The organism is Pseudoalteromonas sp. SR41-1, from assembly GCF_014164015.1.
GTDB lineage: Bacteria > Pseudomonadota > Gammaproteobacteria > Enterobacterales > Alteromonadaceae > Pseudoalteromonas > Pseudoalteromonas distincta.
Map to the genome: position 1 here is coordinate 48,746 of NZ_JACJEK010000010.1, position 21,810 is coordinate 70,555.

General features: G+C 40.4%; 22 protein-coding genes. All 22 read left to right on the plus strand.

The window, feature by feature from the left end; all coding sequences use genetic code 11:
• Positions 1–2 precede the first annotated feature (2 nt).
• The 22 genes from fliI (at position 3) to H5118_RS10485 (ending at position 21,809) form a co-directional block, all read left to right on the plus strand.
• Positions 3–1,337, plus strand: coding sequence for a flagellar protein export ATPase FliI (gene fliI / locus H5118_RS10380; protein WP_182748758.1), 1,335 nt, complete (start codon positions 3–5; stop codon positions 1,335–1,337).
• Entirely contained in the window at positions 1,337–1,783 is a 447-nt protein-coding gene (fliJ, locus tag H5118_RS10385) for a flagellar export protein FliJ (RefSeq protein WP_002959337.1), read from the plus strand. The genes fliI and fliJ overlap by 1 nt, the downstream gene beginning before the upstream one ends.
• 89 nt (positions 1,784–1,872) lie before the next feature.
• Positions 1,873–3,894: a flagellar hook-length control protein FliK gene (locus tag H5118_RS10390; protein WP_182748760.1), complete on the plus strand. Its 2,022-nt coding sequence runs from the start codon at positions 1,873–1,875 to the stop codon at positions 3,892–3,894.
• A gap of 57 nt (positions 3,895–3,951) precedes the next feature.
• Positions 3,952–4,482, plus strand: coding sequence for a flagellar basal body-associated protein FliL (fliL, locus tag H5118_RS10395; RefSeq protein WP_002959335.1), 531 nt, complete (start codon positions 3,952–3,954; stop codon positions 4,480–4,482).
• 9 nt (positions 4,483–4,491) lie between these two features.
• Positions 4,492–5,583 (plus strand): flagellar motor switch protein FliM, encoded by a 1,092-nt coding sequence (gene fliM, locus H5118_RS10400; protein ID WP_002959334.1) that lies wholly within the window; start codon positions 4,492–4,494, stop codon positions 5,581–5,583.
• Positions 5,584–5,603: 20 nt separating this feature from the next.
• Positions 5,604–6,002 carry a flagellar motor switch protein FliN gene (gene fliN / locus H5118_RS10405; protein WP_002959332.1) on the plus strand — a complete coding sequence of 133 codons (399 nt, stop codon included), beginning with the start codon at positions 5,604–5,606 and terminating at the stop codon, positions 6,000–6,002.
• Positions 5,999–6,382, plus strand: a complete 384-nt coding sequence (gene fliO / locus H5118_RS10410) for a flagellar biosynthetic protein FliO (RefSeq protein WP_002959331.1) — start codon at positions 5,999–6,001, stop codon at positions 6,380–6,382. Before fliN ends, fliO begins: the two co-directional genes overlap by 4 nt.
• 4 nt (positions 6,383–6,386) lie before the next feature.
• Complete coding sequence (fliP, locus tag H5118_RS10415; protein ID WP_002959327.1) at positions 6,387–7,127, plus strand: flagellar type III secretion system pore protein FliP; 741 nt, start codon at positions 6,387–6,389, stop codon at positions 7,125–7,127.
• Between the two features lie 40 nt (positions 7,128–7,167).
• Positions 7,168–7,437 carry a flagellar biosynthesis protein FliQ gene (gene fliQ, locus H5118_RS10420; protein WP_002959325.1) on the plus strand — a complete coding sequence of 90 codons (270 nt, stop codon included), beginning with the start codon at positions 7,168–7,170 and terminating at the stop codon, positions 7,435–7,437.
• A gap of 2 nt (positions 7,438–7,439) precedes the next feature.
• Entirely contained in the window at positions 7,440–8,219 is a 780-nt protein-coding gene (gene fliR / locus H5118_RS10425; RefSeq protein WP_024596364.1) for a flagellar biosynthetic protein FliR, read from the plus strand.
• Positions 8,220–8,228: 9 nt separating this feature from the next.
• Complete coding sequence (gene flhB, locus H5118_RS10430) at positions 8,229–9,359, plus strand: flagellar biosynthesis protein FlhB (RefSeq protein ID WP_024596365.1); 1,131 nt, start codon at positions 8,229–8,231, stop codon at positions 9,357–9,359.
• A gap of 72 nt (positions 9,360–9,431) precedes the next feature.
• Positions 9,432–11,543, plus strand: a complete 2,112-nt coding sequence (flhA, locus tag H5118_RS10435) for a flagellar biosynthesis protein FlhA (protein WP_182748762.1) — start codon at positions 9,432–9,434, stop codon at positions 11,541–11,543.
• A gap of 21 nt (positions 11,544–11,564) precedes the next feature.
• The gene (gene flhF, locus H5118_RS10440; protein WP_149602297.1) at positions 11,565–13,046 is read left to right on the plus strand and encodes a flagellar biosynthesis protein FlhF; all 1,482 of its coding nucleotides are present in this window, start codon (positions 11,565–11,567) and stop codon (positions 13,044–13,046) included.
• Positions 13,039–13,899, plus strand: coding sequence for a MinD/ParA family protein (locus tag H5118_RS10445; RefSeq protein ID WP_002959312.1), 861 nt, complete (start codon positions 13,039–13,041; stop codon positions 13,897–13,899). Before flhF ends, H5118_RS10445 begins: the two co-directional genes overlap by 8 nt.
• A gap of 26 nt (positions 13,900–13,925) precedes the next feature.
• The gene (locus H5118_RS10450) at positions 13,926–14,636 is read left to right on the plus strand and encodes an RNA polymerase sigma factor FliA (protein WP_002959310.1); all 711 of its coding nucleotides are present in this window, start codon (positions 13,926–13,928) and stop codon (positions 14,634–14,636) included.
• Positions 14,637–14,676: 40 nt separating this feature from the next.
• Positions 14,677–15,060, plus strand: coding sequence for a chemotaxis response regulator CheY (gene cheY / locus H5118_RS10455; protein WP_004588308.1), 384 nt, complete (start codon positions 14,677–14,679; stop codon positions 15,058–15,060).
• Between the two features lie 17 nt (positions 15,061–15,077).
• Positions 15,078–15,851, plus strand: coding sequence for a protein phosphatase CheZ (locus tag H5118_RS10460; RefSeq protein ID WP_182748764.1), 774 nt, complete (start codon positions 15,078–15,080; stop codon positions 15,849–15,851).
• 15 nt (positions 15,852–15,866) lie between these two features.
• The gene (locus tag H5118_RS10465; protein ID WP_182748766.1) at positions 15,867–18,086 is read left to right on the plus strand and encodes a chemotaxis protein CheA; all 2,220 of its coding nucleotides are present in this window, start codon (positions 15,867–15,869) and stop codon (positions 18,084–18,086) included.
• Positions 18,087–18,144: 58 nt separating this feature from the next.
• Complete coding sequence (locus H5118_RS10470; protein WP_182748768.1) at positions 18,145–19,308, plus strand: chemotaxis response regulator protein-glutamate methylesterase; 1,164 nt, start codon at positions 18,145–18,147, stop codon at positions 19,306–19,308.
• Positions 19,301–20,065: a flagellar motor protein gene (locus H5118_RS10475; protein WP_024606204.1), complete on the plus strand. Its 765-nt coding sequence runs from the start codon at positions 19,301–19,303 to the stop codon at positions 20,063–20,065. Before H5118_RS10470 ends, H5118_RS10475 begins: the two co-directional genes overlap by 8 nt.
• Before the next feature lies 1 nt (position 20,066).
• Positions 20,067–21,026 (plus strand): flagellar motor protein MotB, encoded by a 960-nt coding sequence (locus H5118_RS10480; protein ID WP_182748770.1) that lies wholly within the window; start codon positions 20,067–20,069, stop codon positions 21,024–21,026.
• A gap of 12 nt (positions 21,027–21,038) precedes the next feature.
• Positions 21,039–21,809: a ParA family protein gene (locus H5118_RS10485; RefSeq protein WP_002959298.1), complete on the plus strand. Its 771-nt coding sequence runs from the start codon at positions 21,039–21,041 to the stop codon at positions 21,807–21,809.
• Position 21,810: the final 1 nt, after the last annotated feature.

Here is a 21,810-nt window from a genome sequence, read left to right on the forward strand (position 1 = left end):
TTATGTCAACTCAACGTGCACCTTTAAGCGAACGCTTATCTCAATATCAACAACATATTAAAACCCCAGCGCCTGCTGTGGCAGGTATTTTAACGCGTGTTGTTGGCCTTACCCTTGAGGCTAGAGGTTTAAGTGCTCCCGTTGGTAGCCAATGTAAAATAGAAACTATGAACGGCTTTGTAGACGCCGAAATAGTCGGTTTTAACGATCAAACTTTGTACTTAATGCCTAATGATCATATCTCTGGTGTACTTCCTGGTGCGCGTGTAATTCCTCAAGTTAATAACTTAGGTTTACCTGTAGGGATGAGTTTACTAGGGCGCGTGGTTGATGGCTTAGGGCGACCGCTAGATGGCCTTGGTAAAATTAATGCTGAGCATCATTTAAAGTTTGCACAAAATACTATAAACCCGCTTTCAAGAAGACCAATCACTAAGCCTATGGATGTAGGTGTGCGTGCTATTAACTCGGTTATTACAGTAGGGCAAGGCCAGCGCATGGGCTTGTTTGCAGGCTCTGGTGTGGGTAAATCAGTACTTCTCGGTATGATGACCCGAGGTAGCGAAGCCGATGTAATTGTTGTTGGCTTAGTGGGGGAGCGTGGTCGCGAAGTAAAAGAATTTATTGAAGAAATACTCGGTGTAGAGGGGCGCAAACGTTCAGTTGTTGTCGCAGCGCCCGCTGATTCATCACCGCTTATGCGTTTAAAAGGCTGTGAGAGCGCTGTAACTATTGCAGAGTATTTTAGAGATCAGGGTTTAAACGTATTATTGTTACTCGATTCGGTAACGCGTTATGCAATGGCGCAACGTGAAATTGCACTTGCTGTAGGCGAGCCGCCTGCGACAAAGGGTTATCCGCCTTCGGTGTTTGCTAAATTACCTGCGCTGGTGGAACGTGCTGGTAATGGCGGTGAAGGGCAAGGTTCAATTACCGCCTTTTTTACTGTGTTGAGTGAAGGCGATGATATGCAAGACCCTATTGCTGATGCAGCGCGAGCTATTTTAGATGGCCACATTGTATTATCGCGTGATTTAGCCGACAGCGGGCACTATCCCGCTATAGATATAGAAAAATCGATTTCGCGTGTTATGCCTCAAGTCGTTTCTGAACCACACATGCAACAAGCCCGTGTACTTAAGCAAGTTTATTCAATGTATCAACAAAACAAAGATATGATTACTTTAGGTGCTTATCAAAAAGGGACCGATCAAATGCTCGACCAAGCCATAAATATGATGCCAAGAGTAAATGCATTTTTACAACAAGGTATGCGAGATGTCATTAGTTACGATGATGGTCTGCAAGGTCTTGCTCAGTTACTAGGACAAGCATAATGGCTAAAAATAAACTCGATTTATTGCTCAAAATTGAAAATGATAAAGAAGAAAATTTGCGCATGAGTTACTTACAAGCCAATCAAAATTTGCAAGCAAATCAACAAAAGCTGCAAGGTTTAAATAACTTTAGACTTGAATATTCTCAACAGTTACACCTAAAAGGTAAGTCGGGTTTATCTAGTGCAGGGTTTGGTCAGTACCATGCTTTTATAGCTAAAATTGAAGAGGCAATTCGCCAACAAGCAAGTACAGTAAATACCGCTAAGCAAGTTGTTACTCAACGTAAAACGCTATGGCTTAAGCAGCAAATTAAAGCTAAAGCAGTTGCCAAATTAATCGAGAATCAAAAACTCAAAGCAAATGCATTAATGGCTAAAAACGAGCAAAAAATGTTAGATGAGTTTTCAGCTAATCAGTTTTTTCAACGTCGGAAAGCTTTGTAATTCAGGCACGTTAATTGCTTTGTTACTTAGTGGTATTTAACTTTTGGCGGTATGCGGTGGCATATTGCCGTAATGGTATTAGGTGATTTATGGCGATGAATAACATTTCGTTTTTAGTTTCTTCTGAAAAAGATTCACTGTTAGCTTTTAAAGACAATAGCTTAGCTAATGGCGAAGGAAATTTAGGCGAGGAATTTTTAAGCCAGCTAAACGAAGCGCATAACTCTATGGGGCCTTTGCTTAAGGGCAATAAAAATCCCGATGCCGAAAACTCGATTGCCATACCTAAGCATAAACAGCCAGAAGAAAATGAAAATCTGAGCGTAAAGCTAGATGAAATAACAACAGACGAAGTTACTTTTTTATCTGTTGAGATGCTTGATCAAATTAATTCAGCACAAGCAATGAGCACCTCGATTAATAAGCCGTTCGATGCAACTAAAAGTATAGAATCAGAAGATGCAGAGTTAGAAACCACCTCAGTAATTTTATCTGCTAATACAAGTGATGAAGTAACGACTGAAGAAGCGAATACAGCGAGTGTAGTGCAAAATCCAATTGCCACTAATGTAGACTCTAAAACGGCTAAATTAATTGATTCAAAAAGCGATAACTTAAGCTCACTACCTTTGAACTCTTTACCATTAAATGAAGGCAAGCATCGGAAAAGTGGTGTTGCTGAAGCTATTGAAGGGCCATTAAATTCTATAAATAAAAAGCCAGATGACAGCCCTGGCTCTACAGTAGAAAAACCTGAATTTGCATTAATGAGTTCTAAAGAGCAGCTAGGACAAAATAAGTCTGCTGATAAAAATTATACAGTTTTGCCAACACCCGCCGACAAAGCGAGCGTTACTCAGTCTCCTTTAGCCACAACTGAAGGTGATAATAATGCAGCAATAGATACGTTAATGACTAAAGATGCGAGCTTAATTAAAGCTAATAGCGTTATTGCTAGTTTAACGTCTGAGCAGCGCTCACAACTTAACGCGCAAGTTAAGGTATTAGAGAACGCTGATTCAACAAATAGCGCAACTAGTAACACTTCAAATCTTAAGCAAATGCTTGCACAATTTATTACTGATAACGAAAAAGCGCAAAGCACGGTAACAAAACACTCTTTTAGCGCAGAAATAAATTCACTTAATACAACTGAAAAACAAAGTTTATTAACGCAATTAAACGCATATATTAAAACAGAGCAGCCTAAAGGCGAGCAGTTGTCAGTGCTTAAGCAAACAGTTAATGAGTTAAAAGCTTCTATTGAAATTGGGCTTGCTGATACCGCTAAATCAGACTCAAAAACGTTTGTGGCCTCAGAGACTCCTAATACAGTATATGATCCACAAAAGTTAAGCTTAAAGGCATCTACAAACGAAGGCGCGGATATTAATAAAGCCGTAGCAACCTCAGCTAAGCGTGATGATTTATTAAAATCATTTGAAGAGTTACAAAAAGATGGGCTTAGAAAAATAACGGCAGAACAAACTCCTGGACGCGTAGCACAAGTATTTACGCAAATTACAGCCGCTTTAAATACTCAGCAAACGAGCACATTAAGCCAATACGACTCATTAAGTTACGAGCAGAGCTTACTTGATACCCAAATAATTCAAACTCAACAATTACAAAGTACATCACAAGTTAAGCAAGTAAGTATTGATCCAGGTGTAATGCAGGCAATTAATATTGTTAAAAGTGATGCAGCTAAATTACTGCAAGAGCGCGTTAGCTCAATGTTGAGCATTAATAATAAAGAAGCAGAAATTCGCCTCGATCCTCCAGAAATGGGCAGCATGCAAATACGTATTCGTAGCGATGCAGAACAAGCACATATAAACTTTGTTGTACAAAACCAGCAAGCCAAAGAAGCGCTTGAACAATCAATGCCGCGCTTACGTGAAATGTTAGCGCAACAAGGGCTAGAGCTTGGTGAAAGCACTATTTCTTATGGGCAATCAGGTGGTGAAACAGCTGAGCAAAGTGAGAGTGGAGCCCAAGGTAATTTGGCTAATAATAAGTCAGTTAATGATGAAAATGACGAGCAAGCAAATAACACTGCACAAAGTTCTCGACAACAAACTTCATCATCAATAGATTACTATGCCTAAGTACTGCTATTATAATAGTTAAAACAAGCAAGTACCTTTGCGATTAAAGGAATCATGATGGCTGAAGAAGCAAGTTTAGAAATCGAAGAAACCGGTAAAAGTAAAAAGAAACTAATAATAATCATAGTAGCTGTACTACTTATTGCAGGTGGTGCTGCGGGTTACTTTTTTATGTCAGGTTCGGATGCGCCAGTTGAAACCTTAGATGAAGAGACTGCGATGTCGACTGATGCTGCTCCTGCAGCTTCTGGTTCATCAGCAGAAGTTGGTAGTGCTTTATATGTTGCTATGCCACGCCCATTTGTATTTAACGTGCCTGGCTCAAGTCGCGATAGAATTGTACAAATTAAAGTACAATTATTAGTACGTGGCGAAGTAAATGAAGAAACAGCCAAAAAACATATTCCACTAATAGAAGGGACGCTATTAAGCGTGTTTTCTACTACAACAGCTGATGAATTAAGTACGAGCTCTGGTAAAGAAACACTTCGTTTTTCTGCACTTGAAAAGGTACAAAAAGCCTTAATGGATGTTGAAGGCAGTAAAGTAATTGAGCGGGTATTGTTTACCGGCTTTGTGATGCAATAAGGGGTTAGCGTGAGCGATTTATTATCCCAAGACGAAATTGATGCGCTATTACATGGCGTTGATGACGTTGAAGAGGAAGATATACACGAAGGTGAAGATGGCGGGGGAAGTACGCTTCAGTACGATTTTTCTTCGCAAGATCGGATCGTACGTGGTCGTATGCCGACGCTGGAAATTGTTAACGAACGCTTTGCTCGTCATATGCGAATTAGCCTATTTAATATGATGCGTCGCACCGCAGAGGTGTCTATTAACGGCGTGCAAATGATTAAGTTTGGCGAGTATATTCATACTTTATTTGTTCCAACCAGTTTAAATATGGTCCGTTTTAGGCCTTTAAAAGGCACTGGCCTGATTACCATGGAAGCACGACTTGTGTTTATTTTGGTAGATAACTTTTTTGGTGGTGACGGGCGTTATCATGCGAAAATAGAGGGCCGAGAATTTACCCCAACAGAGCGCCGGATTGTACAAATGCTCCTTAAAATAATCTTTGAAGATTATAAAGAAGCATGGGCACCGGTTATGGATGTATCGTTTGAATATCTCGATTCAGAAGTAAACCCAGCTATGGCGAATATTGTAAGTCCAACAGAGGTTGTGGTTATTAGCTCTTTTCATATTGAGCTTGATGGCGGTGGCGGCGATTTTCATATTGCACTTCCGTATTCGATGCTTGAGCCAATCCGAGAGCTTTTAGATGCGGGTGTTCAATCTGATACAGAGGATACCGACTTACGTTGGAGCAAAGCACTTCGCGATGAAATAATGGATGTTGAGGTTGATATGTCGACTCAGTTACTTGAAGTTGATTTGACCTTAAAGCAAATTATGGAATTAAAAGCAGGTGATATTATTCCGGTTGAAATGCCTGAGCATATAACCGTATTTGTTGAGGAACTCCCTACATTTAGAGCCAAGATGGGTCGCTCTCGCGATAATGTTGCGCTTCAAATTAGTGAAAAAATTAAACGACCTGATTCAGTTAAATCTGAGCTGCATGTATTTACCAAAGGCGGCAAGAAAATTGACTCAGATGCAGAATTAGCAGAACTAGAAGATGATTTACACCTCTCTGACGGTGTAGACTTAGACTGGTAATTGATTAAAAGGTTAAAAGTATGAGCGATGATCAAGACACAATGGATGAATGGGCAGCAGCATTAGCAGAAGCCGAAGGCCCAGATGATAGTGGCGAAGCACATGTTGCAGAGCTTGATGAGTTAAGTGATTCAAAACATGAAATGAGTGGTGATGAAAAACGAAAACTCGACACTATTTTAGATATCCCCGTTACTATTTCAATGGAAGTAGGGCGCTCTAAAATCAACATTCGTAACTTACTGCAACTTAATCAAGGCTCTGTTGTTGAGCTTGACCGTGTTGCGGGTGAGCCGCTAGACGTGCTAGTTAATGGTACTTTAATCGCTCATGGCGAAGTAGTTGTAGTAAACGACAAATTTGGTATTCGCTTAACTGACGTGATAAGCCAAGTAGAGCGGATCAAAAAATTACGATGAGCTTATTAGTTGCTTTAACGACTACCGTTTTTTCAAAAGCAGATGTGGCAACACCCACTGGGGATATACTCTCTATGGTGCTGTCGCTTGTAATGGTGCTAGTACTGATTATTGTACTGGCATTTTTTGTTAAAAAGCTTAACCCTAATTTAGCAAATAGTGATGAGTTTAAAGTAGTTAGAAGTCTACCTTTAGGTTCTCGCGAGCGTTTAATGGTTGTTGAGATAGATAATGCTCAGCATTTACTTGGTGTAACTCCCCACAGTATTAATTATTTACACAAGTTAGAAACCCCATTAAGTGAAAAAGAACTGCCTGAACTCGCTAAACGATTTGGTAAACTTTTAAACCCGCAATCAAACCAAAATAAAAAGAATTAAACCTATGACAAAGTGGCTGCTTATTATTTTTGCCATGGTGTTTGTACCAAATGTAAGTGCAGAAGGAATTGATGCCCTTACCATTACAACAAACGCTGATGGCACACAAGATTACTCAGTAACGTTACAAGTTTTAGCAATTATGACGGCGCTGAGTTTTATACCGGCCGCCATAATTATGATGACCTCTTTTACACGAATTATTGTTGTACTCGCCATTTTGCGCCAAGCAATTGGCTTACAGCAAACACCGTCAAATCAAGTGTTATTAGGTATGTCACTTTTTTTAAGTATTTTTATAATGGCGCCTATTTATCAGCAGGTAAACGAGCGAGCTATAGAGCCTTACTTAAATGAGCAGGTTACATCAGTAGAGGCTTTAGAGCTTGCTAAAGAGCCAATGAAAGCATTTATGCTTTCACAGGTGCGTTTAAAAGATTTAGAAACGTTCGCTAAAATTGCTGGTTACGATCAGCTAAATTCGCCACAAGATACGCCATTAATAGTGTTAATACCGGCCTTTGTAACCAGCGAACTGCAAACGGCATTTATAATTGGGTTTATGTTTTTTATCCCATTTTTAATTGTTGATTTAGTGGTCGCTTCGGTATTAATGGCGATGGGTATGATGATGCTTTCCCCCATGATAGTGTCCTTACCGTTTAAAATTATGCTGTTTGTACTTGTTGATGGTTGGAGCTTAGTGATGGGGACTCTAGCTAAAAGCTTTGGTTTAGGGACTTAGTATGCAAAGCATTAACATGACCCAACAATAGGAGTACAACATGGAACCGGAAATTTTTGTTGATATTCTAAGTGACGCGCTGTTTTTAGTTATTAAATTGGTGTCTGCAATCGTTGTCCCAGGCCTAATTATTGGTTTAGTGGTTGCTGTGTTTCAGGCGGCAACATCAATCAATGAACAAACGTTGAGCTTTTTACCTCGTTTATTAATTACCATTAGTGCGCTAATTGTAGGTGGGCACTGGCTTACTCAAGAACTGATGGATTTTTTTACTCGCCTAGTATTACTTATTCCTGAAATTGCAGGTTAAACGTGGAATACCCCTTTGCTGTCGTTATTCAATGGTTGAGCGATTTTTTGCTGCCCCTGGTACGCATTAGCTCAATGATTATGATTATGGCTGGTTTAGGGGCTAAAAATGTCCCTACGCGTATAAAAATGGGTTTATCAGTTGTCGTAACTTTTCTTGTTGTTCCTGTTCTGCCGCCAGCTACATTCACTAATTTATTTTCGTTTGAGATGATTTTAGTCGTTATTCAACAAATGCTGATTGGTGTTGCTATTGGTTTTGCATCTATACTTTTATTAAATACCTTTGTTTTAGCAGGGCAAATACTTGCGATGCAAACCGGTTTAGGTTTTGCTTCGGTTATTGACCCCTCTAATGGCGCAAGCGTCCCAGCGGTTGGCCAGTTTTTCCTTATTTTGGCCACCTTGTTATTTTTTGCTTTTAACGGTCATTTAATGATGATTCAAATGGTGGTGCATAGCTTTCAAGTGCTACCCATTGATGGCACATGGTGGTCTGTAGATCATTACTGGGACATAGTGACTTGGGGCGGCTGGATGTTTACTACAGCACTGGTACTCTCACTTGCACCGCTTACCGCAATGCTCGTTATTAATATGTCGTTTGGGATTATGACGCGTGCAGCGCCGCAATTAAATATTTTCTCTATTGGTTTTCCGTTTACCTTGGTAGCGGGACTTATTATTATTTGGGCAACACTAGGTAACTTTGTTACTCAGTTTGAGTTTCAATGGTTAAAAATGGTTGAGCTAATGTGTACTTTAGTTGGTTGCTCACCTTAGGAGAAAGTCATGTCTGAAGACTCAGGACAAGAAAAAACAGAAGAACCCACATCCAAAAAGCTTGAAGAATCTAAAAAGAAAGGCCAAATAGCACGCTCAAAAGAGTTAGGTACCATGTTTGTACTTATTTTTTCGGCTATATCGCTTTTGATGTATGGTCCTGAAATTGGTAAAGGTTTATACAATGTAATGGGCCGAACCCTTAGCTTAAACCGCAACGAAGCCTTTGATACCACTAAAATGTTTGCCGTGTGGGGAGAGGTTGCAGACGCGTTGATGTTTCCTATGGCTATGTTTGTGTTAATTATCGTTTTGGCTGCATTTATTGGTAATACGTTACTCGGTGGTTTTAACTTTAGCTGGGAAGCTGCTGCACCTAAAGCAAGTAAAATGTCGCCAATGAAAGGCTTTAAGCGGATGTTTGGCCCACAAGCGGCTATTGAGCTTGTAAAGTCACTTTTAAAATTTGGTTTAGTAGCAAGTTTTGCAGTGTTTTTAATTAATACTTATTTTGATGAAATACTGCATTTAAGTTTAGAAAGTGCGCCGGGTAATATTATTCATGCCTTAGAGATTTTAGGGTGGATGTTTTTAGGCCTTTCGTGCACTTTAATTGTTATTGCCGCCATTGATGCACCATTTCAAAGTTACAACCATAACAAACAACTTAAAATGACAATGCAAGAAATTAAAGATGAGTATAAAAACTCTGAAGGTGACCCACAAATAAAAGCGCGCATTAGGCAAACACAAAGGCAAATGTCGCAAAACCGCATGATGCAAGATGTTCCTGACGCTGATGTTATTGTTACGAACCCAACTCACTACTCTGTAGCATTAAAATACGACACGGAGCGCGCAGGTGCGCCTATAGTGCTTGCTAAAGGCATTGATGAAATGGCGATGCAAATTCGAAAAGTAGCAATAGGGAATGAAGTACCTATATTAGAATCCCCCATGTTGACCCGAGCGCTTTATCATACGGCTGAAGTAGGAGAGCAAATACCCGATCAGCTATTTACCGCAGTAGCGCAAGTTTTAGCGTATGTATTTCAGCTTAAGCGCTTTAATAAAGGGCGCGGTAAACGTCCAACTAAGCTCAATAAAAAGCTGCCAATCCCTGATGCCTACAAGTATTAAACCGTTAACTGAGTAACTTGGAATAGTTATTGCAAATTCTACGTAGTGTCAATTTTTTGAAATTGTAGAATTATGAGTTTTAAAGCGGTATTACAACAACTTAACAGAGACAAAAAAGACTATGCCAAAGGGGTAGGTACACCTTTGCTTGTGCTTGCTGCCTTGGGAATGGTGATTTTACCACTACCGCCATTTTTACTCGATATCCTTTTCTCGTTTAATATTGCTCTCGCGTTAGTGGTTTTACTTGTAACTGTTTACACGATGAAGCCAGTTGAATTTGGTATTTTCCCCTCTGTATTACTAATCGCTACAATTATGCGCTTAGCACTTAACGTTGCCAGTACTCGAGTTGTGTTACTTGAAGGCCATAATGGTGGTGACTCTGCCGGTAAAGTAATTGAAGCGTTTGGCTCAGTTGTTATTGGTGGTAACTACGCTGTTGGTTTGGTTGTGTTTTTAATTCTGATCATTATTAACTTTGTAGTAATTACTAAAGGTGCTGGTCGTATTTCTGAGGTATCTGCGCGTTTCACCCTTGATGCAATGCCGGGTAAACAAATGGCAATTGACGCCGATTTGAACGCAGGCTTTATCAGCGCAGAACAAGCGCGTGACCGCCGCGAGGAAGTAACTCGCGAAGCTGATTTTTACGGCTCAATGGATGGTGCGAGTAAATTTGTAAAAGGTGATGCGATTGCAGGTATTGTTATACTAATCATCAATATTGTTGGTGGTTTATTTGTCGGTATGATCCAGCACAATTTGAGTTTTGGCAATGCAATGGAAGTATATACATTACTTACCATTGGCGATGGCTTAGTTGCTCAACTCCCTTCTTTACTGCTTTCAATTGGTACCGCGATTGTTGTAACACGCCAAAATGAGTCGCTCAATATGGGGGACCAATTTAAGAAACAACTAGGCAACGAAAAGTCACTCTTTATTGCATCTGGTATTTTGATCATCATGGGCTTAGTACCTGGTATGCCGCATATTGCTTTTTTAAGTTTAGGTGCGTTACTGGGTTACTTAGCTTACTACACACAGCAAAGTAAATTAAAAGCTGCTGCGGCAGAAGCTGAAGAGGCCGCTAATGGCGGAAGCGTTGCAACGGGTGTTGCTAATAAACAAGAACAAAAAGAACTAGGCTGGGATGACGTTCAGCAGGTTGATGTAATTGGCTTAGAAGTCGGTTATAGATTAATTCCGTTAGTGGACCAATCACAAGGTGGTGAGCTACTTAATCGTATTAAGGGGGTGCGTAAAAAGCTTTCTCAAGAGCTTGGTTTTTTAGTGCCGCCGGTACATATACGCGACAACTTAGAGCTTGACCCTAACGCTTACAGAATAACACTAATGGGGGTTTCAACCGGTGAAAGCGAGCTTAAGCATGGCGACGAGCTAGCGATTAACCCAGGACAAGTATTTGGTCCAATTAAAGGGGTTGAAACAAAAGATCCTGCGTTTGGCCTTGATGCAGTATGGATCAAGCCAGATCAAAAAGATGAAGCACAATCACTAGGTTATACCGTTGTAGATTCAGCCACGGTAGTTGCCACTCATATTAGCCAGTTATTAACTAACAGTGCAGCGTTATTACTAGGGCATGAAGAAGTTCAAAACCTACTTGATATGCTTGCTAAAAGCCATCCTCGCTTAGTGGAAGGACTAGTACCTGATGTATTGCCATTAACTGTTATTGTAAAAGTACTACAAAATTTATTAAATGAAGGCGTGGCTATTCGCGATATGCGCTCAATTGTTCAAACCCTTGTTGAGTATGGCCCACGTAGTCAAGACCCTGATGTATTAACGGCTGCAGTGCGTATTTCACTGCGTAGATTAATTGTTCAAGATGCGGTGGGAATGTCATCAGAAATCCCTGTCATAACCTTGGCGCCTGAGTTGGAACAGATGTTGCATCAGTCATTACAAAATGCAGGCGATGAAGGTGCCGGTATTGAGCCAGGACTTGCAGAGCGACTTCAAGTGTCATTGACACAAGCGCATCAAAATCAAGAAATGGCCGGCGAACCTTCTATATTGCTAACGTCAGGAATGTTACGCACTGTGTTATCTCGTTTTGTTAAGTACACCATTCCAGGATTGAGAGTGATGTCTTATCAAGAGGTACCAGACGAAAGACAGATCAAAATTGTAAGCTCGGTAGGCCAACAATAAGATTTTAACAGGGGTTGAATCATGAAAATTAAACGTTTTTTTGCTAAAGATATGCGCACAGCACTTAAAGAAGTTAAAGATGAGTTAGGTGTTGATGCGGTTATTATGTCAAATAAAAAACTGGCTAACGGTGTAGAAATTGTAGCGGCAGTTGATTATGACAAAGCAGCCCCTAAAGTAGCAGCGCAACCACAACGCCCTGCAGAGCCGCGTACTCAGGCGCCACAACAAAGCATGCATAACTTTGTAAAACCAGAGCCACAGCGTGCCAAGCCTGAGCCTCAAGCAAAAGTTGCTGACAGCCTACAAGCATTATTAGAGCGTCAATCACCGCGTCCTCGTTCTCCTGAGCTTGCATCAATGTTTTCACAATCGGGTATTGATACTACTGATAACTATCAAGAACCTGATATGGGGCAGCGTACTAAAAATATGTTTGCTCCTGAAGCTGCTGCGCCAGTTCGTCCACAAACTCAAGCGGATAGCTTAGGTTTTGATGATTTAGACCGCGACTTTGATGATTTAGATAGCCCCGTAACCACTCGCCAACAAGCACCTAATAATGAAAGCGAAGAAATGACAACAATGCGTGAAGAAATGAACGCAATTCGTCAATTACTTGAGCACCAAGTATCAGGCTTGATGCAGCAAGATATGGCGCGTCGCGATCCAACACGCGCTTGTATGGTTGACCGTTTAGTCGGTATGGGTATCGATAAAGAAGTAGCACAGCAAATGGCATGTTTTGTACCTGATGATGTGTCTCGTAAGCAAGGTTGGAAAGCATTGTTAACTATGGTCGAAGATCAAATGCAAACAACCAATAATGAAATACTTCGCCAAGGTGGTGTATATGCGTTAGTGGGTCCAACAGGTGTGGGTAAAACAACGACTGTTGCTAAGCTTGCAGCTCTAGGCGCACAAAAATATGGTGCCGATAAAGTGGCGTTAATAACCACTGATACATACAGAATTGGTGCTTATGAACAACTTGCAACATATGGTCGTATTATTGGTTGTGGTGTTAAGCAAGTTAAAGATGCTAATGAATTAGCTGAAGTTTTATATCATTTACGAAATAAACGTCTAGTATTAATTGACACAGCAGGTATGAGCCAGCGAGATTTACGTTTAACTGAGCAATTAAACACATTAATGCGTAACCAACGTGTAGATATTCGCAGCTACTTAGTACTTAGCGCGACAGCACAGATTAATGTATTGCAAGAAACTGTACGCCACTTTAAAAAAGTACAGTTAAGTGGCTGTATTTTCACTAAGTTAGACGAATCATTAAGTTTGGGCGAGATTATTAGTATTGCGATTCAAAATCGCCTTCCAATAGGGTATCTTACTAATGGTCAACGAGTACCAGAGGATATTCGTGTTGCAAATGCTGAGAAACTAGTTAAAAAGGCTGAGCAATTATATTTAAAAAGAACAAAAGCACAACATTCAAGGCACCAAGCAGTGGCGTCAAGCACAGTAGGGATGTATGATTAACACAGTATTAGATCAAGCAAGCGGCCTGCGCAAAATGAGTCAAAACAATAACAACGGCGTAAAAGTTATCGCTGTAACCGGTGGTAAAGGTGGAGTAGGGAAAACAAATGTTTCTCTAAATACAGCTATTGCACTTGGGCAGCAAGGTAATCGAGTATTAGTGCTGGATGCTGACTTGGGTTTAGCAAACTGTGATGTGATGCTTGGTTTACGTGTAGAGCGTAACTTGTCACATGTCTTGTCTGGTGAATGTGAGCTTGATGAAATTTTAGTTGAAGGCCCTGCAGGAATTAAAATTGTACCCGCTACATCGGGTTCGCAAAGTATGGTTGAATTATCACCATCTGAGCATGCTGGGCTAATTCGTGCGTTTAGCGAATTGAATACCGAATTTGATATTTTAATTGTAGATACAGCTGCTGGTATTTCAGACATGGTACTGAGCTTCTCGCGTGCAGCGCAAGATGTAATGGTTGTTGTATGCGATGAGCCGACATCAATCACCGACGCTTACGCACTTATTAAAGTATTAAGTCGTGAGCACGGCGTTTATAAATTTAAAATTGTTGCCAATATGGTGCGCAGTATGCGTGAAGGCACTGAATTGTTTGCAAAGCTATCTAAAGTTACCGACCGCTTTTTAGATGTATCAATGGAGCTAGTAGCAACGGTTCCTTATGATGAAAATATGCGCAAAGCAACACGTCGTCAAAAAGTAATAGTAGAGCTCTTTCCAAATTCGCCAGCCGCTCTTGCGTTTAAAACGCTGGCAACAAAAGCAGTTAAATGGCCAATACCCAACCAACCATCTGGGCATTTAGAGTTTTTCATTGAGAAACTAGTAAACGGTTAATTATGACAACACTGGTGAATAGAGCTATGGGATATCAATCAACACAAAATTTAAATGTGATTGTTGAGAAGCATGCATCACTTGTTAAAAAAGTGGCATGTCATCTAATTGCTCGATTACCACCTAGCGTTCAACTTGATGATTTAATTCAATCAGGAATGATAGGTTTAATAGAAGCTTCCAAAAACTTTGATGCAACAAAAGGCGCAAGCTTTGAAACTTTTGCCGGTATTCGTATTCGCGGTGCTATGCTTGATGAAATGCGCCGTGGTGATTGGGCTCCTCGTTCAGTTCACCGTAAAAACAGGCAAGTTGCAGAAGCAATTACTGAGCTCGAAAGTAGTCTGAACCGCGAACCAACGGATATAGAAGTTGCTGAAAAACTTGAAATTTCGCTCAATGAGTACCATCATATTTTAAATGATGCGAATACGAGTAAAATATTAGGTATTGAAGACCTTGGTGTAGATGAGGATGTTATTACTCCCGTAGGCCAAGATTTAGCACAAGATAAACCTTTTAATAATGTTAAAAATGATAGGTTTAATGAGTCTTTGCTAAGTGCAATTAAGTCATTACCAGAGCGTGATGCAATGGTGCTTTCTTTGTACTATAACGATGAAATGAATTTAAAAGAAATAGGACATATACTCGATGTAAGTGAATCGCGTGTAAGTCAGATACATGGTCAGGCGATGATTAAGCTTAAAGCTAAAATCAATGACTGGATAAATTAGTAGTAAGTAAACAAAGGTTAATACCTCACTGGGGGATGTTTTGGATAAAAACATGAAAATTCTTGTAGTTGATGATTTTTCAACAATGAGACGCATTATAAAAAACCTGTTACGTGACTTAGGTTTCACTAACGTTCAAGAAGCTGATGATGGGTCTACAGCTTTGCCTATGTTGCAAAATCAAGTGTTTGATTTTGTAGTTACGGATTGGAATATGCCTGGAATGCAGGGTATTGATCTTTTAAGGGCAATACGTGCAGACGAGAAGTTAAAACATATCCCTGTATTAATGGTAACGGCAGAGGCTAAAAAAGAACAAATAATAGCTGCAGCGCAAGCTGGCGTGAATGGTTATATTGTTAAGCCATTTACGGCTGGAACATTAAAAACTAAATTAGAAAAAGTATTTGAACGCTTAGGCTAATGATGGGGGAGAGGCTTATGCCAGCACCAGCTGCGCCTCAAATAACGTTAGAACAAGCTCGTCAGCTCGTTGTTTTTTTAGAAAATGATGAGCAAGATAAAGCAAATCAGTTGATTTTAGAGGCTGCATCTAAAGAGCAGTCTGAATTATTTGCTGAAGTTGGAAAGTTGACTCGTCAACTGCACGAAGCCCTTAAAAGTTTTGAGCTTGATACTCGCTTAACTGATATAACGACAGATGCGATTCCAGATGCTAAAAAGCGGCTTAATTATGTTATAGAAATGACAGAAAATGCGGCTAATAAAACAATGGATGCAGTGGAGGCCAGTTTACCTATAGCCCAACAGTTAGCGAACGAAATATCTCATATCAAACCGACATGGGATCGTTTAATGAGCCGCGAGATTGAGCTTGGTGAGTTTAAGCAACTTTGCCATAGCATCGATAAGTTTATGAACAACTCTCATCATAAGACTGATGAGCTTCAAAGCTTAATGACAAATGTACTAATGGCTCAAGACTATCAAGACTTAACAGGTCAAGTTATTCGCCGTGTTATTGAACTTGTTAGGGAAGTAGAAGAAAGTTTACTTCATCTTTTAACTGCGTTTGCTGAACAAGACGACACTAACAGCACCGCGAATAAAGTAGAACAACAAAAAATAAAAGAACCAGTTGCCACACAAACTTTAGCAGGTCCTGAAGGCCCTATTATTGATAAAGAATCGCGTAATGATGTTGTATCTGATCAAGATGAAGTTGATGATCTTTTATCAAGTTTGGGCTTCTAAGAGGAGAGTAACTGCATGTTTGAAGTCGATGAAGATATTTTACAAGACTTTCTTGTAGAGGCTGGAGAAATCCTAGAGCTTTTATCTGAACAGTTAGTTGAGCTGGAAAATAATCCAGAAGATACCGAGTTACTAAACGCTATATTTAGAGGTTTTCACACTGTAAAAGGTGGTGCAGGCTTTTTAGCTATGACAGAACTTGTTGATGCTTGTCACGGTGCTGAAAACGTATTTGATTTACTACGTCAAGGCGTGCGAACAGTCAACTCAGAGTTAATGGATGTTATTTTACAAGCACTAGACACCATTAATGAGATGTTTGCGACTATCCAAAACAGAGACAAGCCTGAACCTGCAGATCCTGAATTACTTCATACTCTTCATATCTTAGGTCTACCTCCAACAGAAGCCGAAGCCACTGAAGCCTCTTCACAAACAGAGGTTGAACAACCTCATAATGAAGTGGTGGATACACCGGTAGCTGATGATGAAGATCCGTTTGCATTTGATGAACTATTTAGCGGGGCGCCTTCGGTTAGCGATGCTGAAATAGATGAAATCACTGAAGACGAATTTGAAAGCTTACTTGATGAGCTGCACGGTAAAGGACAAGGTCCTGCAGTTGAAAAACCAGTAGCAAGTAGTAGTGATTTTAATGGTGATATTACTGATGATGAATTTGACAGCTTATTAGATGAGTTACATGGTGTTGGCAGTTTTGGTGAAGTTACTAGCAAACCTGAACAAAATAATGCCAATAAAACACCTGTAGAACCAGCTACACCAGCGGCTAATGCAGTTAATTCATCAGATGATGAAATTAGTGATGACGAATTTGAAGCGCTTCTTGATGAACTTCATGGTAAAGGCACTGCTCCTAAATCGATAGAAAGTGCGCCAGCTGCAAAACAACCTGAACCTGTTTCACCGCCAGCTAAACAAGTGAGTGAACCAGTAAAAAAAGCTGCGCCAGCTAAAGCTCCTACTCCAAAACCAGTTGAAAAAGCGCCAGAGAAGCCAGCAGCTAAAGCACCACCAGCAGCAGCTCCAAAAAAATCAGCGCCACCAGCAGCAGAGACCACCGTTCGCGTAGATACAAAACGACTCGATCAAATTATGAATATGGTTGGTGAGTTAGTTCTTGTACGAAATCGTTTGGTTAGTTTAGCGACTAACTCAGACAGTGAAGCGATGGGTAAAGCAATCTCTAACTTAGATGTAGTGACTGCGGATATTCAAGGTGCGGTTATGCAAACGCGAATGCAACCAATTAAGAAAGTATTTGGTCGCTTCCCTCGCGTTGTACGCGACTTAGCACGTAGCTTAAATAAAGATATTGATTTAAAGCTAATTGGTGAAGAAACCGATCTAGATAAAAACTTAGTTGAAGCACTTGCCGATCCGCTTGTGCATTTAGTTAGAAACTCAGTTGACCATGGTATTGAAATGCCCGCTGTTCGTGAAGCTGCAGGTAAGTCTAGAACAGGTAATGTTACTTTATCAGCATCTCAAGAGGGCGACCATATTTTGCTAACCATCAAAGATGATGGTGCAGGTATGGATGCTGAAAAACTGAAAAAAATTGCAATTAGTAAAGGCGTACTCGATCATGACCAAGCGAGTCGACTTTCTGACACCGAAGCATATAACCTGATTTTTGCACCTGGCTTTTCTACAAAAGAAGAAATATCTGATATTTCAGGCCGGGGTGTAGGGATGGACGTAGTTAAAACTAAGATCACGCAACTTAATGGCTCCGTAAGCATTCAGTCTGAACTTGGTGTCGGTACTATTTTAGAAATAAAAGTACCACTTACCTTGGCTATATTACCGACATTAATGGTCATTGTTGGCGCACAAACATTTGCGTTACCACTGGCTGGTGTTAGTGAGATATTCAATTTAGATTTAACGAAGACGAATGTAGTTGATGGGCAATTAACAATTATTGTGCGTAAAAAGGCGATACCGTTATTTTACCTTGAGCATTGGTTAGTAAAAGGCTCAGATCGTTCTCAGCGAAAATCTAAAGGTCACGTCGTTATTGTACAAATTGGTACGCAACAAATAGGCTTTGTTGTTGATTCATTAATTGGCCAAGAAGAAGTAGTGATTAAGCCGCTTGATGCGTTACTTCAAGGAACGCCAGGTATGGCAGGGGCTACAATAACTTCGGATGGTGGCATTGCACTGATTTTAGACGTTCCAAACATGTTAAAACATTACGCAGGCTAATAATAAAGTAGGTATATATTTAATATATACCTACGCATAAATTTAATAAGAGAGCTAAATGGCCGTTAAAGTTTTAGTTGTTGATGATTCAAGCTTTTTTCGCCGTAGAGTAAGCGAAATCCTTGAGCAAGATAGCGATATACAAGTTATAGGCTTTGCTGTTAATGGCAGAGAGGCTGTTGAGAAAGCAGCTCAATTGCGTCCTGACATGATCACCATGGATGTCGAAATGCCTGTGCTTGATGGTATTAGCGCAGTTAAAGAGATAATGGCGAGTAACCCAACTCCTATCTTAATGTTTTCATCACTTACACGTGATGGTGCAACAGCAACGTTTGATGCGTTAGATGCTGGCGCAATGGATTTTTTACCGAAAAAATTTGAAGATATTGCACGCAATAATGAAGATGCAATTAAGCTTTTGCAAAGTAAAGTAAAAGATATAGGGCGAAGACGTTTACCGCGAACATTTAGAGCGGCAACACCAGTTAAACCATCCATTTCAACGAAACCAACAAGTTCACTTTCGCAAAGAACAAGCACATCAACAACTCAAATCAAGCAGCCTGATAGAAGCTTTCAAAGAGCTGCGCCTGCTGCATCGACAAGTTCAAATGTTGCCTCAATGCGAGCAAGTGGAAAACAATATCAACTTTTAGCTATTGGTACTTCTACAGGTGGTCCTGTTGCTTTGCAAACTATATTGACTCAATTGCCTGCTAATTTTCCTCACCCTATTTTACTTATTCAGCACATGCCAGCTGCATTTACACCCGCGTTTGCAGCGCGCTTAAATGGTTTGTGCCAAATAAAAGTGAAAGAAGCACAACAGGGCGATCGCTTACAACCAGGAACTGCTTATTTAGCGCCTGGCGGGCAGCAGATGATGGTAGAGGGGCGTGGAGCAAATAGAACGCTGCGCGTATTTGAAGATCATAGCGAGAGAATAAGTTATAAACCAAGCGTAGATGTAACGTTTGCTAGTGCAGCTAAAACGTACCAAGGTGATGTACTTGCTATTGTTTTAACAGGTATGGGCGCTGATGGTCGTGATGGTGCAAGAATGTTAAAACAAACGGGTGCAACTATTTGGGCACAGGATGAGAAAAGCTGTGTCGTTTATGGAATGCCTCAAGCAATTGCTAATGCGGGGCTTTCAAGTGAAAGCTTAGCATTGAGCGATGTTGCAGCACGTATAATGAGAGAGGTAGGTTGTGGATAAACTCTCAATATTTGGACTATTGGTAGCACTTAGTGCAATAGGTTTAGGTTATTCTTTAGAAGGCGGTGTTGTTTCAGCTTTATTTAATGGCCCTGCGCTTATTATTGTACTTGGTGGCACGCTTGGCGCTGTTATGTTGCAAACCTCTGCTAGCACATTCAAAAAAATGCTAAATATGAGCTCGTGGGTTTTTGTTGCACCACAATACGATATTGAAGACGCAATAGAGCAAGTTAAACGATGGTCTCATAAAGCACGTCAAGAAGGTTACTTAGCGCTTGAGAATGAAGCCTTAGCTCACCCAGATGCGTATGCAGCAAAAGGTTTAAGCTTACTTGTCGATGGCTGCTCAGAGCAAAAACTACGAGACACGCTTGAAATTGATTTACTGCTAGAACGCGATCGTTTGCTTGAAGCCGCGCGTGTTTATGAAGCAATGGGGGGTTACAGCCCTACCATTGGTATTTTAGGTGCGGTGCTTGGCTTAATACAGGCAATGTCGTTTATTACCGATCCACAAATGCTTGGTGCCGGCGTTGCAACGGCATTTATTGCGACCATTTATGGTGTTGGCTTAGCTAATTTATTGTTTTTACCTATGGCAAATAAGTTAAAACAGCGTGTAGAGCAAAAAATGCTTTACCATGAAATGCTTGCTGAAGGCGTTATTGCAATAAGCATAGGTGAAAGCCCAGTAAATATAGAATTAAAGCTTGAAGCCTATCGTGTAGAGCGCCCTAATTTAGTGGACGAATAACATGTTACGCCGACGACTTCGTCACTCTGCTGCTAAAAGTCAACATACCGAACGTTGGCTTGTATCGTATGCCGATTACATGACTATTATGTTTGCTTTTTTTGTGGTTCTGTATGCGATAGCGATTAATAAAGACGAACAATTCCAAATATTGTCAGATTCCCTTGAACAGGTTTTTGATAAGTCAGCTCGCCAATACTCCCAGCAAGGTGAAGGTGTCAACGGTAATGGAATATTGACAGATAGAGTGACACCTGAACAAGAAGTTCTTTATGGCGAAAGTATATTAAAAGAAGAGCAAGGTCCTGAGCTACTCGACGGCCAAAGTGATACAAGCAATATCCAGCAAAAGTATTTAGGCAAACCTCTTGATAGTTTATTAATTAAATTACAGTCAGCGCTTATTGATGAAATCCGTGATGGAGAAGCCAGTTTAGAGCTTAACCAAGATTGGCTGATTATAGAGCTAAGCTCAGGTATGTTATTTTCAAGCGGTAGTTCAGTTGCACACTCTCGAGCAAAGCAGGTCGTCAAGATTGTTAAAGATATTATTGCACCAGTAGATAACTATGTAAGAGTACGAGGTTATACTGATGATGAAAGTATTCGTAATGAGATATTTCGTTCGAACTGGGAACTGTCGGTAGCTAGAGCCACGTCAATTTTAGTAGAGCTGGAAGCATTAGGCATTAATTCAGCTAGAATGGCGATAGAAGGTTATGGCCAATATTCACCTTTTGCAAGTAACGATACAGAACAAGGGCGCGCAGAAAATCGTAAAGTTGTTATCGCACTTTCTAAGTATGGATTACCGCCAAAACAAGAGGTTAAAAGTGACGGGCAAGCTGATGAGCCTGCAGTGATTGAACCTGAAATTGAACTTCCTTCAGATGACGATACAATAAAAGTAATTCGTTTGCCTCATGGCGGTATTCGCATAACAACGCGCAATGAACAGTAATTAGGATGTAATGTGAAGATTTGGACTGTCGCTAATCAAAAAGGAGGGGTTGGTAAAACAACAACCGCAGTGAGCCTTGCCGGTATTTTGGCATTACAAGGTAAACGTGTATTGCTTATAGATACAGACCCTCATGCGTCACTCACTTATTACTTTGGCATTGACTCAGAGGATTTAGAAGTCAGTGTGTACGATATTTTTGCCCGTGGTACAAGTATGCAAAGTGAAGAGATACTCCAAGCTTTGTGTCCATCAACACTTCAAAACTTGGATATTTTACCTGCGACTATGGCAATAGCTACACTTGATCGAAGTATGGGTAATAAAACAGGGATGGGGTTAATACTAAAAAAAGCGCTTGCAAAAATTAGCGAACATTACGATTATGCCATTTTAGATTGCCCTCCAGTTTTAGGGGTGTTAATGGTCAATGCGCTTGCAGCAAGTGAGCGAATTTTAGTGCCAGTGCAAACGGAGTTTTTAGCACTCAAAGGGCTTGATAGAATGATGCGTACTATGGATTTGATGCAATCCTCTCAAGCAAAAGATTATCAATATACTATAATTCCTACCATGTACGACAAACGTACCAAAGCATCGTTAGAAGCATACAAAACATTGCAAAGTACATATGGTGATAAAGTTTGGCCAGGTGTGATACCGGTGGATACCAAATTTAGAGATGCAAGCTTTGCACAAAAAGTACCTGTAGAGTATTGTCCTCGCTCGCGCGGTGTATACGCATATAAAGCACTGCTAGAATATTTAATTGAACAAGGTTAAT

Bases quoted from the DNA above. Each gene is read 5' to 3' on its own strand.
- H5118_RS10390 (WP_182748760.1), top strand. From the start codon at position 1,873: ATGGCGATGAATAACATTTCGTTTTTAGTTTCTTCTGAAAAAGATTCA.
- fliN (WP_002959332.1), top strand. From the start codon at position 5,604: ATGAGCGATGATCAAGACACAATGGATGAATGGGCAGCAGCATTAGCA.
- H5118_RS10445 (WP_002959312.1), top strand. From the start codon at position 13,039: ATGATTAACACAGTATTAGATCAAGCAAGCGGCCTGCGCAAAATGAGT.
- H5118_RS10480 (WP_182748770.1), top strand. From the start codon at position 20,067: ATGTTACGCCGACGACTTCGTCACTCTGCTGCTAAAAGTCAACATACC.
- fliI (WP_182748758.1), top strand. From the start codon at position 3: ATGTCAACTCAACGTGCACCTTTAAGCGAACGCTTATCTCAATATCAA.
- flhF (WP_149602297.1), top strand. From the start codon at position 11,565: ATGAAAATTAAACGTTTTTTTGCTAAAGATATGCGCACAGCACTTAAA.
- fliL (WP_002959335.1), top strand. From the start codon at position 3,952: ATGGCTGAAGAAGCAAGTTTAGAAATCGAAGAAACCGGTAAAAGTAAA.
- H5118_RS10450 (WP_002959310.1), top strand. From the start codon at position 13,926: ATGGGATATCAATCAACACAAAATTTAAATGTGATTGTTGAGAAGCAT.
- fliJ (WP_002959337.1), top strand. From the start codon at position 1,337: ATGGCTAAAAATAAACTCGATTTATTGCTCAAAATTGAAAATGATAAA.
- fliQ (WP_002959325.1), top strand. From the start codon at position 7,168: ATGGAACCGGAAATTTTTGTTGATATTCTAAGTGACGCGCTGTTTTTA.
- fliP (WP_002959327.1), top strand. From the start codon at position 6,387: ATGACAAAGTGGCTGCTTATTATTTTTGCCATGGTGTTTGTACCAAAT.
- flhB (WP_024596365.1), top strand. From the start codon at position 8,229: ATGTCTGAAGACTCAGGACAAGAAAAAACAGAAGAACCCACATCCAAA.
- H5118_RS10460 (WP_182748764.1), top strand. From the start codon at position 15,078: ATGCCAGCACCAGCTGCGCCTCAAATAACGTTAGAACAAGCTCGTCAG.
- H5118_RS10465 (WP_182748766.1), top strand. From the start codon at position 15,867: ATGTTTGAAGTCGATGAAGATATTTTACAAGACTTTCTTGTAGAGGCT.
- flhA (WP_182748762.1), top strand. From the start codon at position 9,432: ATGAGTTTTAAAGCGGTATTACAACAACTTAACAGAGACAAAAAAGAC.
- H5118_RS10470 (WP_182748768.1), top strand. From the start codon at position 18,145: ATGGCCGTTAAAGTTTTAGTTGTTGATGATTCAAGCTTTTTTCGCCGT.
- fliO (WP_002959331.1), top strand. From the start codon at position 5,999: ATGAGCTTATTAGTTGCTTTAACGACTACCGTTTTTTCAAAAGCAGAT.